Here is a 15,453-nt window from a genome sequence, read left to right on the forward strand (position 1 = left end):
GGCGGTGGGGCGGCCTAGAGCGGTCGCAAAGGAGAGCCGCATGGGCCAAGCCACGCACGTCCTCGCGATCGATCAGGGTACGACATCGACGCGCAGCATCCTGTTCGATGCGACGGCCAGACCGGTTGCGACGGCGCAGCGCGAATTCGCGCAGCATTATCCGCGACTCGGCTGGGTCGAGCATGACCCCGAGGACATCTGGCGCGACACGCTGGCGACCGCGCGCGAGGCGATCGCACGCGGCGGTGTGCCCGCGCGCGACATCGCGGCGATCGGCATCACCAACCAGCGCGAAACCGTCGTCGTCTGGGATCGCGCGACGGGCACGCCGATCTACCCCGCGATCGTCTGGCAGGACCGCCGCACCGCAGACGTGTGTCAGAGCCTGAAGGCCGAGGGCGCGGAACAGACGGTCCGCGACAAGACCGGCTTGCTGCTCGATCCCTATTTCTCCGCGACCAAGATCGCGTGGATCCTCGACACCGTGCCGGGTGCGCGGGCGCGCGCGGACAAGGGGGAGCTCGCCTTCGGCACGATCGACTGTTTCCTGCTGTGGCGGCTCACCGGCGGCGCGGTGCATGCGACCGACGTGACCAATGCCGGGCGCACGCTCCTCTATGACATTCGCCGGCAGGACTGGGACGACGCGCTGTGCAGATTGCTGCGCGTGCCACAGGCGATGCTGCCCGAGGTGCACGACAACAGCCATGTGTTCGGCACGACCGCACCGGGGTTGTTCGACGTCCCGATCCCGATCGCGGGAATGGCGGGGGATCAGCAGGCGGCGTTGTTCGGCCAAGCCTGCTTCGCGCGCGGCATGGTCAAGTCGACCTATGGAACGGGATGTTTCATGCTGCTCAACACCGGCGACACGGCGATCGCGTCCGACCACCGGTTGCTGACCACGCCCGCCTATCGGCTGAACGGGCAGATGACCTATGCGCTGGAGGGATCGATCTTCGTCGCCGGCGCGGCGGTCAAGTGGCTGCGCGACGGGCTCGGCGTGATCACCAGCGCGCACCAGACGCACGACATGGCGACCGAGGTTCCCGACAGCCACGGCGTCTACATGGTCCCCGCCTTTGTCGGGCTGGGCGCGCCGCACTGGGATCCGGATGCGCGCGGGCTCATCACCGGGCTGACGCTCGGCGCGACGGGTGCACATCTCGCGCGCGCGGCGCTCGAGGCGGTGGGCTATCAGACGCTCGATCTGGCGCAGGCGATGGTCGCAGATGGCGGCGCGGCGCCCGCAACGCTCAGGATCGACGGCGGCATGGCGGCGAACGACTGGCTCTGTCAGTTTCTCGCGGACATGCTCGAGACACCGGTCGAGCGGCCGACCCATCTCGAGACGACCGCGCTGGGCGCAGCGTTCCATGCGGGGCTGGCGACCGGGGTCTGGCCCGATCTCGATGCGTTGTCGCAGACGTGGCGGCGGGGGGCGTGTTTCGAGCCGCGCATGGCGGCGAGCGACCGCGCCGCGTTGATCGCCGGCTGGCACGCCGCGTTACGCAAGGCGCTCAGTACGGACTGACGATCGGCGGGGCCGGCTCAGGATGCGACGCGCAGGCCCGTCACGCGCTGGACCAGGACTTCGATCTGGCCGCGGTGAAAGCCTGCGGCGAGGAAGCGCTCGATCTCGGCGACCGGCAGCGCGAAGCCGTGGCGCCACGCATGGACCGCGAGCCGACGCAGCGCCTCGAGCCGCGGGTCGGCCAGCGGCGATCGCTCGGACAGGCCGAAGATCGTCCGCAGCGCGCGGTCCAGCCGTCCCGGCACTGCCAGGCTGCGCAGGCCGTCTTGCTTGGCCAGCATGATGACGTGCCATTCGAGCTGCGTGAACCCGGCCCGGCCTTCGGTCTGCGCGGCGCTGATCGTCGGCCGGCTGGCGACGGGGGCGGCGAACAGGTTGTCGAGGTCGAGATAGGCCATGGTCGGGTCTCTTCGGATGGACAAAGGGGCACGCGGCGAGGGTGCCACGTGGGAAACAGGTCGAGTTATGGTGCAGCGCTTGGGGGCGGCAGCAATATCATCGGTCGGTGAAGACCGGAGCAGGATCCCTGAACCCCGATCGTCTTCGATACCGCTCGGTATAGTAAGCGTGGGTGGGCGTCAATCGCCTTTTTGTACCGCCGGGTAGGGTTTCGACAGGGCCGGAAACCGTAACGTCACCGCACCGCGGAGGCGGCGGGTGACGTCAGTCGTGCAGTCTTGCATAGGCGGGCAGCTTTGCGCCGCCCCGCCGGTCGGCTCAGCCCTCGTTGGCGCGCTTCGCCAGTTCCTTGTTCACGCCAAGCGCGATCAGCGTGCAGACCGCACCCGAGAACAGATAGGCGCCGCTGGCAGCGAGGCCGAGCTTGCTCGACAGGAGCAACGCGGCGAGCGGGGCGAAGCCCGCACCGAACAGCCAGGCCAGATCGGTCGTCAGCGCCGAGCCGGTATAGCGGTGCGTCTTGCCGAGGCTGGTCGCGAGCGAGCCCGACGACTGGCCGAAGGACAGGCCGAACAGAGCGAAGCCGACGATCATGAACACCCACTCACCGGTCGCGCCGCCGTCGAGCAGCATCGGCGCGCCGATCGCGAACAGCGCGATCAGCACTGCGGTGCTGCCGAGCAGCGTGCGGCGACCGATGCGATCGGCCAGCAGCCCGGAAACGAGCGTCGCGCACAGACCGATCGCCGCGCCGATCACCTCGATCGTCAGGAACCGGCCCGGCGTTTCGCGGGTGAACAGCACGATCCATGACAGCGGGAACACGGTCACCATGTGGAACAACGCGAAGCTGGCGAGCGGAGCGAAGGCGCCGAGCACGATGGTGCGGCCTTCCGCGCGAATCGTGTCGAGCACGGGCGCCGGCTGTAGCGCACGCGATTCGAACAGCGTCGTGAACTCAGGGGTGACGACGAGGCGGAGACGGGCGAAGAGCGCGACGACGTTGATCGCGAACGCCACGAAGAACGGATAGCGCCAGCCCCAGTCGATGAAGTCGGCGGCAGGCAGCGTCGCGACGAAAAAGGCGAACAGGCCGCTGGCCACCAGCAGGCCGAACGGCGCGCCGAGCTGTGGCAGCATCGCGTACCAGCCGCGGCGTCCCTCGGGCGCGTTGAGCGAGAGCAGCGAGGCGAGACCGTCCCAGGCACCTGCGAGCGCGATGCCCTGCGCGATACGCAGGATCGACAGCAGCACGACCGACCAATTGCCGACCTGCGCATAGCCGGGGAGGAAGCCCATCGCCACGGTCGCCGTGCCGAGCAGGAACAGCGCGATCGTCAGCTTGGCGCTACGGCCATAGAGCCGGTCGACCGCGATGAAGATCACCGACCCGAGCGGGCGCGCGATGAAGGCGAGCGCGAACACCGCGAACGAGTAGATCGTCCCCTGCAGCCGGTCGACATAGGGGAAGACCAGCGTCGGGAAGACGATGACCGAGGCGATCGCATAGACGAAAAAGTCGAAAAATTCGGACGTGCGTCCGATGACGACGCCGATCGCGATCTCGCCCGGCGACACCTTTTTCCCGTGATCGTGAAGATCGCGGGCATCGTCTTCAAAAGACGTCGATGCGGCGTGTGCACTCATTCTCAAACTCGCTTCCGTGAGGCGGCTCGCCGCCCAATGGCCTTTTCGGACGGCGCACCGATCATACGCCTTTTCGTCGACTGCGGGCAGGGCCTTTCGGAGTCACACCGAGAGACCTATCTCTGTCGCATCATGAGCGCCATGCCTTTGCTGCAGTGCGGCGCCCATTGGACAAATTGTCCACTATGGAATGATCTAACAGCGGCGTAGGGGCGAGTACATGACCGCCGAGCTATCGAATTCCAGGCCCCGATCCTGGCTCTTACGCGCAGCAGCCCTGCTGCCCGCGCTGTTGATCAGTGGATGCAACTGGGTCGTGATGTCTCCGTCTGGCGATATTGCGGTGCAGCAGCGTGACCTGGTCCTCATCTCCACCGGGCTGATGCTCATCATCATCGTCCCGGTGATCGCGCTGACGCTGTTCTTCGCCTATCATTACCGGCAGGCGAACAAGAGCGCCAAGTACGAGCCGACCTGGGATCACTCGGTCGGGCTCGAGCTGCTGATCTGGGGCGTGCCGCTGCTGATCATCATCGCACTGGGCGCATTGACCTGGACCAGCACGCATCTGCTGGATCCCTATCGTCCGCTCGGCCGCATCTCCGCGCAGAGCGGCGATATCGGCGAGAACACGCCGGTCGGGCAGCTCGCGGGCAACCAGCAGACGATCACGGGCGGCAAGCCGCTCGACGTCCAAGTGGTCGCGCTCGACTGGAAGTGGCTGTTCATCTACCCCGAATACGGCATCGCCACGGTCAACGAACTGGCCGCGCCGGTCGATCGCCCGCTGCGCTTCAAGATGACCTCGTCCTCGGTGATGAACGCCTTCTACATCCCCGCGCTCGCCGGCATGATCTACACCATGCCCGGGATGGAGACGACGCTGCATGCGGTGATCAACAAGCCCGGCAATTACGAAGGCTTCTCGTCCAACTATAGCGGCGCGGGCTTTTCGGGCATGCGCTTCCGCTTCCACGGCGTGTCCGACGCAGGCTTCGATGCCTGGGTCGCGAAGGTCCGGAACGGCGGCGGCGGTCTGAACCGTGCGAATTACATGCAGCTCGAAAAGCCGAGCGAGAAGGTCCCGGTCCGCTATTTCGGCGGTGTCGAGAGTTCGCTGTTCAAGGCGATCGTCGAGCAGTGCGTGAAGCCCGGCAAGCCGTGCATGTCGGACATGATGGGCAAGAACCCGCATGACGGCATGGCGATGCCCGGCGTCAATGGCGGCAGCGGGCCGCAGGACGCCGGCCCTCGACCCGAGGGCGGCTTGATGAAGGACGGCGACGAAAAGGGGAGCGGGAAACACTGGTCTGCGCCAGCCGACATAAAACGCGACGGCGCCAACGCCGCGCCCGGCTCGCCTGCCAACCGCAATCACACCATGCTGACCCCCTCAACCATGCCGGGCTCGCGCCCCGTCGCGAACGGCTAGAGAAAAGCTCATGTCAGACTCCATATTGAAGACGATCTTCGGCCGACTGACGCTGGAATCGCTGCCGCTGCATGAACCGATCGTCGTCGCGACGTTCGGCATGGTGGCGATCGGCGGCGCCGCGCTGCTGGCCGCGCTCACCTATTTCAAGGTGTGGGGCTATCTGTGGAACCAGTGGTTCACCAGCGTCGACCACAAGAAGATTGGGATCATGTACATGATCCTCGCGATCGTCATGCTGCTGCGTGGCTTCTCCGACGCGATCATGATGCGCCTGCAGCAGGCGATGGCGTTCGGGGGTAGCGAAGGCTATCTCAACGCGCATCACTATGACCAGGTCTTCACCGCACACGGCGTGATCATGATCTTCTTCGTGGCGATGCCGATGGTCACGGGTCTGATGAACTATGTCGTCCCGCTCCAGATCGGTGCGCGCGACGTGTCCTTCCCGTTCCTGAACAATTTCAGCTTCTGGATGACCGCGGCGGGTGCCGTGATCGTCATGATGTCGCTGTTCATCGGCGAGTTCGCGCGGACCGGCTGGCTCGCGATGCCGCCGCTGTCGGGGATCGCCTATTCGCCCGATGTCGGGGTCGATTATTATATCTGGGCCTTGCAGATCGCGGGCATCGGGACACTCTTGTCCGGCGTTAATCTGGTCGCGACCATCGTCAAGATGCGTGCGCCCGGCATGGGCATGATGAAGATGCCGATCTTCACCTGGACCGCGCTGTGCACCAACATCCTGATCGTCGCCGCCTTCCCGGTGCTGACCGCGGTGCTCGCGATGCTGTCGCTCGACCGTTACATCGGTACCGCGTTCTTCACGAACGACGCGGGCGGCAACCCGATGATGTACGTCAACCTGATCTGGATCTGGGGTCACCCCGAGGTCTACATCCTGGTCCTGCCGGCGTTCGGCATCTTCTCGGAGGTCACCTCGACCTTCTCGGGCAAGCGCCTCTTCGGCTACAGCTCGATGGTCTATGCGACACTCGTCATCACGATCCTGTCGTACCTCGTCTGGCTGCACCACTTCTTCACCATGGGGTCGGGGGCGAGCGTCAACTCGTTCTTCGGCATCACCACGATGATCATCTCGATCCCGACCGGGGCCAAGATCTTCAACTGGCTGTTCACCATGTACAAGGGGCGGATCCGGTTCGAACTGCCGATGATGTGGACGATCGCCTTCATGGTGACCTTCACGATCGGCGGCATGACCGGCGTCCTGCTCGCGGTGCCGCCTGCCGACTTCGTGCTGCACAACTCGCTGTTCCTGGTCGCGCATTTCCATAACGTGATCATCGGCGGCACGCTGTTCGGCATGTTCGCCGGGATCAACTACTGGTTCCCGAAGGCGTTCGGCTTCAAGCTGGACGAGAAGTGGGGCAAGGTCTCGTTCTGGTGCTGGGTGTCGGGCTTCTACTTCGCCTTCATGCCGCTCTATGTGCTCGGCCTGATGGGCGTGACCCGCCGCATGCGCTATTTCGACGATCCGAACCTGCAGATCTGGTTCGTCATCGCCGCCTTCGGTGCAGCACTGGTCGCGGTCGGCATCGCTGCCTTCCTGATCCAGATCTTCGTCAGCATCCGCAACCGCGAGGCGCTCGCCGATCACACCGGCGATCCCTGGGGTGGCCGGACGCTCGAATGGGCAACCTCGTCGCCGCCGCCCGACTATAACTTCGCGTTCACGCCCGTCGTCCATGACCTGGACGCCTGGTACGACATGAAGGACCGCAAGCATCAGCGGCCGGTCAGCGGCTTTCGCGCGATCCACATGCCGAGCAACACCGGTACCGGCGTCGTGTTGGGCGTGCTCAGCATCGCCTTCGGCTTCGCGATGATCTGGTACATGTGGTGGCTCGCGGGTCTGACGCTGGTCGGGATCTTCGCCACGACGATCTTCCACACCTTCAACTACAAGCGCGACTTCTACATCCCGGTCGAGGACGTGATCGCCAGCGAGGACGCGCGCACCCGCATGCTCGCGACCCAGGGAGCCTGACGCGATGTCTTCGGTATCATTGAAGAAGGACGGTCTGGACGAGAAGGGTGAGCCCCTCTCGTTCTACCAGCTCGAAGAGCATCACCATCCCGAGGGCAGCAGCACGATGCTGGGCTTCTGGATGTACCTGATGAGCGATTGCCTCATCTTCGCGGTGCTGTTCGCGGCTTACGGCGTGCTCGGCACCAGCTATGCCGGCGGACCGACGCCCAAGGAAATCTTCGAGCTGCCGCTCGTCGCGGTGAACACTGCGATGCTGCTGTTCTCGTCGATCACCTATGGCTTCGCGATGCTGTCGATGGAGGAAGGGCGTCAGCGCATCATGCAGATGTGGCTGGCCTTTACCGGGCTGTTCGGCCTCGCCTTCCTGTCGATCGAAATGTACGAGTTCGCCACCCTCATCCATGAGGGCGCGGGTCCGACCCGCAGCGCGTTCCTGTCGTCCTTTTTCACGCTGGTCGGCACGCACGGCCTGCACGTGACGATGGGCTTCATCTGGCTCGTCACGCTGATGGTGCAGGTGCAGAAGCACGGCCTGATCGCCGCGAACAAGCGCCGCCTGATGTGCCTCAGCATGTTCTGGCATTTCCTCGACGTCATCTGGATCGGCGTCTTCACCTTCGTCTATCTGATGGGTTCGCTGCGATGACCGACCGCCCCGCCACCGCGCACGACGCGCATGCCGACCACGCTCATGACGATCATGGGCATGGCTACGACCACGCGTCGCACGGGACGCGCAAGAGCTACCTCAAGGGGTTCTTCCTCTCGGTCATCCTGACCGCGATTCCGTTCTGGGCCGTGATGACCGGCGCGTTCAAGGATCCGTCGACCGCCGCGCTGGTGATCATGCTGTTCGCGGTGATCCAGATCGTCGTCCACATGATCTATTTCCTGCACATGAACGGGAAGTCCGAGAATGGCTGGACGATGATGGCGCTGATCTTCACGATCATCCTCGTCGTGATCACGCTCAGCGGCTCGATCTGGGTCATGTATCACCTCAACACCAACATGATGCCGATGCAGGCCGCGGTAGATATGTGATGACACGGCATGCCCGGCCGCGGCCGGCGATCTGGGTGGCGGGCTTCATCGCGCTGCTGCTGTTCGCCGGGTTCTGCGCGCTGGGTGTGTGGCAGGTCGAACGGCGCGTCTGGAAGCTCGACCTGATCCGGCAGGTGGCCGCGCGGTCGCAGGCCGCACCGGTCGCGCCACCCGGCCCGGCATACTGGCCGGCGATCACGGCGAGCAGCGATGCGTATCGCCGGATCCGGGTGAGCGGCGTCTTCGCGCATGACCGCACGACGCTGGTCCGCGCCGCGACCGCGCTCGGCAGCGGCTATTGGGTGATGACGCCGCTGCGGACCGCGCAGGGCTTCGATGTTCTTGTCAACCGCGGCTATGTCTCGCCCGAACAGCGCGGCGCCTATGCGCGGCCGGTCGGGACGGTGACCGTGACGGGTTATCTGCGGATCGCAGAACCCGGCGGTGGCTTCCTGCGCAAGAATGATCCCGCGACCGACAAGTGGTATTCGCGCGACGTGGCTGCGATCGCGGGCGCGCGTGGCCTTGGCCGCGCGGCGCCCTATTTCATCGACGCGGACAAGGTCGGGGACGGCGCACCGGTCGGCGGCCAGACCGTCATCGCGTTTCCGAACAATCATCTCGTCTACATGCTGACATGGTTCGGCCTCGCCGCGATGACGGTGATCGGCTTCGTCGTGTTCGTGCGCCACGATCGTCGTCGTGATAAGCGCTGACCGGCGACGCCGTGCGTTGAGCGCGTCGCAGGAGAGATGGACCGCGTGACGGCGCACGACACGATGAGATTGGCGATGGACTCCTCGCGGTGGCAGGCCTGGGTCAGCCGTGCGCGCGCGGATACCGATGCGGCGGGCAATGCGAACATGCGGCAGCTGGTCACGCTGCGCTGGATCGCGGTGGCGGGACAACTGGTCACCGTGCTGACGGTCCGCTTCCTGCTGGGGATCGACCTGCCGCTGGTGCCAATGTTGATGGCGATGGCGGCGTCTGTCGCGCTGAACCTCGCGAGCATGCGGCTCTATGGCTGGCAGCGCGGGGCGAATGCGCAGCTGCTGCTCGCGATGCTGCTCGACGTCGGGTTGCTGACCGTCCAGCTCTACCTCAGTGGCGGCGCGACCAACCCATTCATCGCGCTGTATCTGTTGCAGGTCGTGCTGGGCGCGGTGCTGCTCGATCGCTGGTCGAGCTGGGCGATCGTCGGGGTGACGGGCGGGTGTTTCGCGCTGCTGACGATCCGGTATCGTCCGCTTGCCCTGCCAACCGATTATGCGGGCGAGTATTTCGCGCTCTACACGGTCGGGTCGCTGCTCAATTTCCTGCTCGTCGCGACGCTGCTGGTACTTTTCATGACGCGGATCACGGGCAATCTGCGCGCCCGCGACGAGCATCTGGCGGATCTGCGCCAGCAGGCGGCGGAGGAGGATCATATCGTTCGCATGGGGCTGCTCGCGTCGGGTGCCGCGCACGAACTCGGCACGCCGCTCGCGTCGCTGGCGGTCATCCTCAACGACTGGAAGCGGATGCCCGCGCTCGTCACAGATGCGGGGATGCTCGAGGAGATCGGCGAGATGCAAGCCGAGGTCCAGCGGTGCAAGACGATCGTCACCAACATCCTGCTCGCGGCGGGCGAGGCGCGCGGCGAGGCGCCCGAGGTCGTGCCGCTGCATGTCTTCCTCGACGCGATCGTCGAGGACTGGCGCGCGCTGCACGCCGGTGTCGAGTTCGACTATACCAGCCGGCTCGGCGACGACCCGCTGATCGTATCGGATCCCGCGCTCAAGCAGGTGATCGCCAACGTGCTCGACAATGCCGCCGAAGCATCGCCCGCCTGGGTCGGGTTTTCGGGCGAGCGGTCGGGCGATCATCTGGCGTTGATCGTGCGCGATCACGGGCCGGGGTTCACGCGCGACAAGCTGGCGAGCTTCGGCAAGCCCTATCAGTCGAGCAAGCGCGATCCCGGCCATGGCCTCGGCCTGTTCCTCGCGGTCAATGCGATGCGCAAGTTGGGGGGCAGCGTGGCGGTCGCCAACCGCGAGACGGGTGGTGCGGAAGTGACGTTGATGCTGCCGCTGGCGGCGATCGCTCTGGAGCGTGACGAATGAGCGAGCCCGATATCCCTCCGGTCAAGCGCCTCGTGATCGTCGAGGACGACGAGACGTTTGCGCGCACGCTGAAACGCTCGTTCGAGCGGCGTGGCTATGCGGTCCGGCTTGCGGCGAGCCATGAGGATCTGGTCGTGCTGCTCGCCGACGACGTGCCGCAATATGCGGTGGTCGACCTGAAGCTCGGCGGGGCATCCGGGCTGGTCTGCGTCCAGACGCTGCACGCGCATGATCCCGATATTCTCGTCGTCGTGCTGACCGGCTTTGCGAGCATCGCGACCGCGGTCGAGGCGATCAAGCTTGGCGCCTCGCATTATCTGGTCAAGCCGTCCAACACCGACGACATCGAGGCGGCGTTCGACCGGACCGAGGGCAAGGTCGACACCGCGGTGACCGAACGCCGCGCGACGATCAAGACGCTCGAATGGGAGCGGATCCACGCGACGCTGGCGGAAACCGGGTTCAATATATCGGAGACCGCTCGGCAGCTCGGGATGCACCGGCGGACGCTCGCGCGCAAACTCGAGAAGCGGCCGGTCAAATAGCCGCAACGCTTGGCGTGGGGCGGGCGTTATGGTGCGATGGTGTCGCCCTCTTCCTCCCGCCTCTGGGTGCCGCGGCGCCTCCTCGCGACGCCTTCGTCGCTCCTCTGGGACCATGGCGAACAGATCGTCGCGCGGGCGCATGCGCTGGACGTGGCGGTGACGACGCTGCCGAGCGATCGTCTTCGCCTCGACCTGCCCGACGATCCCCGGCAGCAATATGCACAGGCAAAGGCGACGCTGGCGCTGGTCGTCGCCCCGCCGTCGAAACGCCGGTTGCAGCCGATCGCGCCGAGCGCCGACTGGCGAATCGATCTCGCCGAAGGGTGCCCTGCGCATTGCGGCTATTGCTATCTCGCGGGGTCTCTTAAGGGGCCGCCGATCACGCGGGTCTATGCGAACCTGCCCGAGATCCTGGCCGAGCTTCCCGCGCATCTCGGCCAGGGGACGGTCACCTCGCGCTCCGCCACGCGCGCGCACGAGGGCACGACGTTCGAGGCGTCCTGTTATACCGATCCGCTCGCGATCGATCATGTCACCGGGTCGCTGTCCGCGCTGATCGCGCATTTCGGCGCGTGGGAGGCGGACGTCCAGCTGCGCTTCACGACGAAGTTCGACGCGGTCGAGCCATTGCTCGCGCTCGATCACGCGGGGCGGACGCGGATGCGCGCCTCGATCAACCCGGCGGGCTATGCGCGGTTCGAGGGTGGCACGAGCCCGGTCGCAGCCCGGCTGGTCGCGCTGCGCCGGATGGCGGATGCGGGGTACAAGGTCGGGCTGACGATCGCGCCGATCATCGCCGCGGAGGGATGGCGCGACGCCTATGCCGAGCTGATCGCGCAGGCGGGGCAGGTGCTCGGCGATATCCCGGACCTCACGATCGAGCTGATCACGCATCGCTACACGCCCGGGTCCAAGGCGGTGCTGCAGACCTGGTATCCCGGCTCGTCGCTCGATCTCGGCATGGCGAACCGCACCGAGAAGCGCACCAAGTTCGGCTCGGTCAAATATGTCTATGATGCGGACACGATGCGGGCGTTGCGCACCTTCTTCGCCGACGAGATCGCGGCGCGCCTGCCCGAGGCGCGGATCCTCTACTGGACCTGATCGCCGTCCAACCGGGCAACACAGCGTTGCCGACCCTGCGCTGGTGGGCGCCGGTGCCGTCGCCTATTTGCCTACCAAGAATTTGCGCGCCGCCGTCGCCCGGCGCTCGCGTGTGACAACAGGAGATTTCTGCATGCCCGTCCTTCTTGGTATTTCCGGCAGCCTGCGCCGCCAGTCGTTCAACGCCGCGATCCTCAATTCGCTCGCCGATGCGCTGGGGGACAAGGCGACACTGCGGATCTTCCCGCTCAACGCGATCCCGATGTACGATCAGGATGCCGATACCGACACGCCACCCGAGACGGTCGCCGCACTGCGCGCCGCGATCGGCGAGGCGGACGGGATCGTGATTGCGTCGCCCGAATATAATCACGGCATGCCCGGCGTGTTGAAGAACGCGCTCGACTGGGCGTCGCGGCCTTATGGCAAGGCAACCCTGACGGGGAAGCCGGTGTTCACACTGACCTCGTCGCCGGGCGCGGTCGGCGGCGCCCGGGCGCAGGCGCAGTTGAACGAGACGCTGGCGTCGATCGGCGCGCGCACGCTGCTGCGGCCGCAATCGGTGATCGGCGCGGTTCACGAGAAGATCGCCGACGGGCGGCTGAGCGACACGTCGACGCTCGACTTCCTGTTGAGCGGTATCGACGCCCTGCTGGCGGAGATCGAACGGCCCGCGTCGGCCGTGCGCGAGGCGAACTGAGATGCGGCGCGTGCTGCGGACCTATCCCGCCCAGCGTGACGACATCGCCGATCTCGTCACGCGGCGCCCGCTGCCGGGGCCGCAACTGCCGCAAGTCGATCCGTTCCTATTCCTCAACCATCATGGGCCGCAGACCTATCGGCCCGGCAATAACGGCCTGCCGTTCGGGCCGCATCCGCATCGCGGGTTCGAGACGGTCAGCTTCATCCTGAGCGGCGAAATGGCGCATCTCGACAGCGGTGGGCACGAAAGCGTGATGCAGGCGGGCGGGGTGCAGTGGATGACCGCGGGATCGGGGCTGATCCATGCGGAGGTCTCGCCCGCGTCGTTCAAGCGCGACGGCGGGCCGCTCGAGATCCTGCAATTGTGGGTCAACCTGCCGGGGCGGCTGAAGATGACCAAGCCCGCCTATACCGGGCTCCAACGCGAGGATATTCCGGTGGTCGCGGTCGAGGGCGGCGTCGTGAATGTGATCGCGGGGACGTTTGAAGGGCAGGCGGGGCCGGTTGAGTCGCTGACGGGAGTCGCGATGATGACGGTCGAGCTGGCGGCCGGGGGCAAGGTGAGACTGCCTGCGCCGCGCGGTCGCAGCGTATTCTTCTATGTGATCGAGGGGCGGCCCGAGGTTGGCGGTACGGTCGTCGAGCCGTGGCATCTCGTCACGTTCGGTGAGGACGGCGATACGGTCGAGGTCGCGGCGTCAGGTCCGGTGCGGCTGGTGTTCGGCCATGCGGATCCGATCGACGAGCCGGTCGTGGCGCACGGGCCGTTCGTGATGACGACGCGCGAGGAGATCGGCGAGGCGATCCGCGATTACCAGGCGGGGCTGTTCGGGCCTGCGCCGGTTATCGCCTAGGCCCTTACCCGTCATCCCCGCGAAGGCGGGGATCCAGACTGGCTGGCCTCAGTAACAAAGCCTTGAGGTCAGCCAGTCTGGGTTCCCGCCTTCGCGGGAATGACGGTGGTGGGGCGGGGGGCTTACTTCGCCAGCACGGCCGACTGGTCGACCGCGACCACCGGCAGCCACACCGCGCTGGCCGTCGCGCCGCCGCGTTCGATCGTTACCGTCGCCTTCTTGTAGTCCGCCTTCTTCGCGAGGAAGATGTTGGGGACGAAGGTCTGCGGGTTGCGGTCGTAGAGCGGGAACAGGCTCGACTGGACCTGCACCATGATCCGGTGACCCGGCTGGAACACGTGGTTCACGGTCGGCAGGCGGAACTTGTAGCGCTGCGTCTTGCCGGCAGGAATCGCACTCGGCTTGGCGAAACTGTCGCGGTAGCGGCCGCGGAAGATGTCGAGGCTGATCGGCAGTTCATAGCCGCCCATCTTCGGATCGCTCGCGACCTCGTCGGGATAGACGTCGATCACCTTGACGACGAAGTCGGCATCGGTGCCGGTCGTCTTGGCATAGATGTCCGCGATCGGTGCGCCCGACACGCGCACCGGGGTCGTCAGCACCTCGGTCGTGTAGGTCATCACGTCGGTGCGGCCATCGACGCCGCGCTGGTCGCTGACCAGCCAGTCGCCCCAGCGGCCGTCGCCGAAATTGACCGGCCTCGGCAGATGCGGGACGGGCTTGGCGGGGTCGGAGACATAGCTGTCGCCGCCGCTCGCCGCCTTGGTGAAGCCCAGCCCGCCCTCTGCGCCGAGGTAGATCGGCTTAAGCGGCGCGGCACAGCCGCTCTCGCAGGCGAGTGGCCAGGTCGAGAGCTTGTCCCAGTGATTCTCGCCGGTGTTGTAGATCGCGGCGGCGGGCAGCGTGACCGCGGGGCCGTCCTTCAGATACTGGTCGAACATCGGCAGCACCATCTGTTCGCGGAACTGCTGCGCCGTGTCGCCGTCCCACTGGAACGGGCCGAGGCTGCGGCCGTCGCGATTGACCTGGCTGTGCCGCCACGGACCCATGACGAGATGGTTGTTACCCATCTTGCCCTTCGCCTTCAGCGCCTCCCACGCGGTGATCGCGCCGTACATGTCCTCCTGATCCCATAGCCCCTGTTCCCAGAGCGTCGGCACGTTCGAAGGGTTGGCGGCGAGCAACTTGTCGAGCGCCTGGCCCTGCCAGAATGCGTCATAGGCGGGATGTGCGACCATGCGCTGCCAATAGGGAAGCTGGTCGTAGCCCGACGCCTTGGCCCAGTCGCCCGCCGAGCCGATGCGGCGGAAATTTTCGTAATCGTCATAGCCGCCCGTCGGTGGCGCCTTGCCCGCGCCCTTGTACCCGGTCTGGCCGCCGAGCCAGGCTATGTTGGCGAGGCGGAAGGCGCCGTAATGGAACCAGTCGTCGCCCATCCAGCCGTCGATCATCGGGCTTTCGGGCACCGCGGCCTTGAGCGCAGGGTGCGGGTTGAGCAGCGCCATGACGACGGTGAAGCCCTCATAGGACGACCCGATCATGCCGACGCGGCCGTTCGATTCGGGCAGGTTCGCCTTGTTCACCAGCCAGTCGATCGTGTCATAGGCGTCGGTGACATGATCGACCTTGGTCGGGTTGAGCGGGCCGATCACCGGGCGCGTGACGACATACTCGCCCTCCGAGCCATATTTGCCGCGGACGTCCTGATAGACGCGGATATACCCGCCCTTGACGAACATCTCGTCGGCGAGCGGCAACGTCGAGAGGATGCTCGGGCTGTCCATCCGCGTCGCGCGCGACTTGGCGTCATAGGGCGTGCGCGTCAGCACGATCGGCGCATTGGTCAGCCCCTTGGGATAGACGATTACGGTGTAGAGCTTCGTCCCGTCACGCATTGGGACCATCACCTCGCGCTTGACGTAGTCGCGGTTGGCGGTGGCGGGGACGAACTTGGCGGGCACGTCGCCGCCGGCGGGGGCAGTCTTGTCAGAAACAGTCTGGGGCACCTGCGCCGACGAAACGGTGGCGAGCGCGATCGAGGCAAGAAGGACGAGCTTGAGGGTCATGAAACGCTCC

General features: G+C 65.9%; 14 protein-coding genes. 11 read left to right on the plus strand and 3 right to left on the minus strand.

Going from position 1 to position 15,453, the window contains the following annotated elements; genetic code table 11:
• Positions 1-40: 40 nt before the first annotated feature.
• Positions 41-1,534, plus strand: a complete 1,494-nt coding sequence (gene glpK, locus IFT71_RS12735; RefSeq protein ID WP_192141335.1) for a glycerol kinase GlpK — start codon at positions 41-43, stop codon at positions 1,532-1,534.
• Between the two features lie 17 nt (positions 1,535-1,551).
• Here the strand turns inward: glpK and IFT71_RS12740 are convergent, their stop codons facing one another.
• Together IFT71_RS12740 and IFT71_RS12745 are read right to left on the minus strand one after the other, a co-directional pair.
• On the minus strand, positions 1,552-1,932 hold the full coding sequence (locus IFT71_RS12740; protein ID WP_192070777.1) for a hypothetical protein: 381 nt from the start codon (positions 1,930-1,932) through the stop codon (positions 1,552-1,554).
• Between the two features lie 319 nt (positions 1,933-2,251).
• The gene (locus IFT71_RS12745; RefSeq protein WP_031395864.1) at positions 2,252-3,580 is read right to left on the minus strand and encodes an MFS transporter; all 1,329 of its coding nucleotides are present in this window, start codon (positions 3,578-3,580) and stop codon (positions 2,252-2,254) included.
• Positions 3,581-3,800: 220 nt separating this feature from the next.
• Between IFT71_RS12745 and IFT71_RS12750 the strand changes: the two genes are divergently transcribed.
• The 10 genes from IFT71_RS12750 (at position 3,801) to IFT71_RS12795 (ending at position 13,377) form a co-directional block, all read left to right on the plus strand.
• A complete protein-coding gene (locus IFT71_RS12750) occupies positions 3,801-5,012 on the plus strand; it encodes a ubiquinol oxidase subunit II (RefSeq protein WP_042467556.1) in 1,212 nt (403 codons plus the stop codon).
• A gap of 10 nt (positions 5,013-5,022) precedes the next feature.
• Positions 5,023-7,023: a cytochrome o ubiquinol oxidase subunit I gene (cyoB, locus tag IFT71_RS12755; RefSeq protein WP_031395866.1), complete on the plus strand. Its 2,001-nt coding sequence runs from the start codon at positions 5,023-5,025 to the stop codon at positions 7,021-7,023.
• Between the two features lie 4 nt (positions 7,024-7,027).
• Positions 7,028-7,672, plus strand: coding sequence for a cytochrome o ubiquinol oxidase subunit III (cyoC, locus tag IFT71_RS12760; RefSeq protein WP_042467557.1), 645 nt, complete (start codon positions 7,028-7,030; stop codon positions 7,670-7,672).
• Complete coding sequence (cyoD, locus tag IFT71_RS12765; protein WP_192141337.1) at positions 7,669-8,070, plus strand: cytochrome o ubiquinol oxidase subunit IV; 402 nt, start codon at positions 7,669-7,671, stop codon at positions 8,068-8,070. Before cyoC ends, cyoD begins: the two co-directional genes overlap by 4 nt.
• Complete coding sequence (locus tag IFT71_RS12770; protein ID WP_192141339.1) at positions 8,070-8,786, plus strand: SURF1 family protein; 717 nt, start codon at positions 8,070-8,072, stop codon at positions 8,784-8,786. The genes cyoD and IFT71_RS12770 overlap by 1 nt, the downstream gene beginning before the upstream one ends.
• A 75-nt stretch (positions 8,787-8,861) precedes the next feature.
• Complete coding sequence (locus IFT71_RS12775; protein ID WP_244654958.1) at positions 8,862-10,172, plus strand: ATP-binding protein; 1,311 nt, start codon at positions 8,862-8,864, stop codon at positions 10,170-10,172.
• On the plus strand, positions 10,169-10,717 hold the full coding sequence (locus IFT71_RS12780) for a response regulator transcription factor (protein ID WP_197975339.1): 549 nt from the start codon (positions 10,169-10,171) through the stop codon (positions 10,715-10,717). Before IFT71_RS12775 ends, IFT71_RS12780 begins: the two co-directional genes overlap by 4 nt.
• 66 nt (positions 10,718-10,783) lie before the next feature.
• Positions 10,784-11,821, plus strand: a complete 1,038-nt coding sequence (locus IFT71_RS12785) for a spore photoproduct lyase family protein (RefSeq protein ID WP_342212652.1) — start codon at positions 10,784-10,786, stop codon at positions 11,819-11,821.
• A 133-nt stretch (positions 11,822-11,954) separates the two neighbouring features.
• The gene (locus IFT71_RS12790) at positions 11,955-12,521 is read left to right on the plus strand and encodes an NADPH-dependent FMN reductase (RefSeq protein ID WP_192141343.1); all 567 of its coding nucleotides are present in this window, start codon (positions 11,955-11,957) and stop codon (positions 12,519-12,521) included.
• Position 12,522: 1 nt separating this feature from the next.
• Positions 12,523-13,377, plus strand: coding sequence for a pirin family protein (locus tag IFT71_RS12795; RefSeq protein WP_192141345.1), 855 nt, complete (start codon positions 12,523-12,525; stop codon positions 13,375-13,377).
• 122 nt (positions 13,378-13,499) lie between these two features.
• Here the strand turns inward: IFT71_RS12795 and IFT71_RS12800 are convergent, their stop codons facing one another.
• Positions 13,500-15,443 (minus strand): CocE/NonD family hydrolase, encoded by a 1,944-nt coding sequence (locus IFT71_RS12800; RefSeq protein ID WP_192141347.1) that lies wholly within the window; start codon positions 15,441-15,443, stop codon positions 13,500-13,502.
• Between the last annotated feature and the right edge of the window lie 10 nt (positions 15,444-15,453).

The sequence above is a fragment of the Sphingomonas sp. CFBP 13733 genome, assembly GCF_014841795.1.
Taxonomy (GTDB): Bacteria; Pseudomonadota; Alphaproteobacteria; order Sphingomonadales; family Sphingomonadaceae; genus Sphingomonas; species Sphingomonas aerolata.

Bases quoted from the DNA above. Each gene is read 5' to 3' on its own strand.
- cyoB (WP_031395866.1), top strand. From the start codon at position 5,023: ATGTCAGACTCCATATTGAAGACGATCTTCGGCCGACTGACGCTGGAA.
- IFT71_RS12780 (WP_197975339.1), top strand. From the start codon at position 10,169: ATGAGCGAGCCCGATATCCCTCCGGTCAAGCGCCTCGTGATCGTCGAG.
- IFT71_RS12750 (WP_042467556.1), top strand. From the start codon at position 3,801: ATGACCGCCGAGCTATCGAATTCCAGGCCCCGATCCTGGCTCTTACGC.
- IFT71_RS12775 (WP_244654958.1), top strand. From the start codon at position 8,862: ATGGACTCCTCGCGGTGGCAGGCCTGGGTCAGCCGTGCGCGCGCGGAT.
- cyoD (WP_192141337.1), top strand. From the start codon at position 7,669: ATGACCGACCGCCCCGCCACCGCGCACGACGCGCATGCCGACCACGCT.
- cyoC (WP_042467557.1), top strand. From the start codon at position 7,028: ATGTCTTCGGTATCATTGAAGAAGGACGGTCTGGACGAGAAGGGTGAG.
- IFT71_RS12790 (WP_192141343.1), top strand. From the start codon at position 11,955: ATGCCCGTCCTTCTTGGTATTTCCGGCAGCCTGCGCCGCCAGTCGTTC.
- IFT71_RS12745 (WP_031395864.1), bottom strand. From the start codon at position 3,580: ATGAGTGCACACGCCGCATCGACGTCTTTTGAAGACGATGCCCGCGAT.
- glpK (WP_192141335.1), top strand. From the start codon at position 41: ATGGGCCAAGCCACGCACGTCCTCGCGATCGATCAGGGTACGACATCG.
- IFT71_RS12770 (WP_192141339.1), top strand. From the start codon at position 8,070: ATGACACGGCATGCCCGGCCGCGGCCGGCGATCTGGGTGGCGGGCTTC.
- IFT71_RS12800 (WP_192141347.1), bottom strand. From the start codon at position 15,443: ATGACCCTCAAGCTCGTCCTTCTTGCCTCGATCGCGCTCGCCACCGTT.
- IFT71_RS12795 (WP_192141345.1), top strand. From the start codon at position 12,523: ATGCGGCGCGTGCTGCGGACCTATCCCGCCCAGCGTGACGACATCGCC.
- IFT71_RS12740 (WP_192070777.1), bottom strand. From the start codon at position 1,932: ATGGCCTATCTCGACCTCGACAACCTGTTCGCCGCCCCCGTCGCCAGC.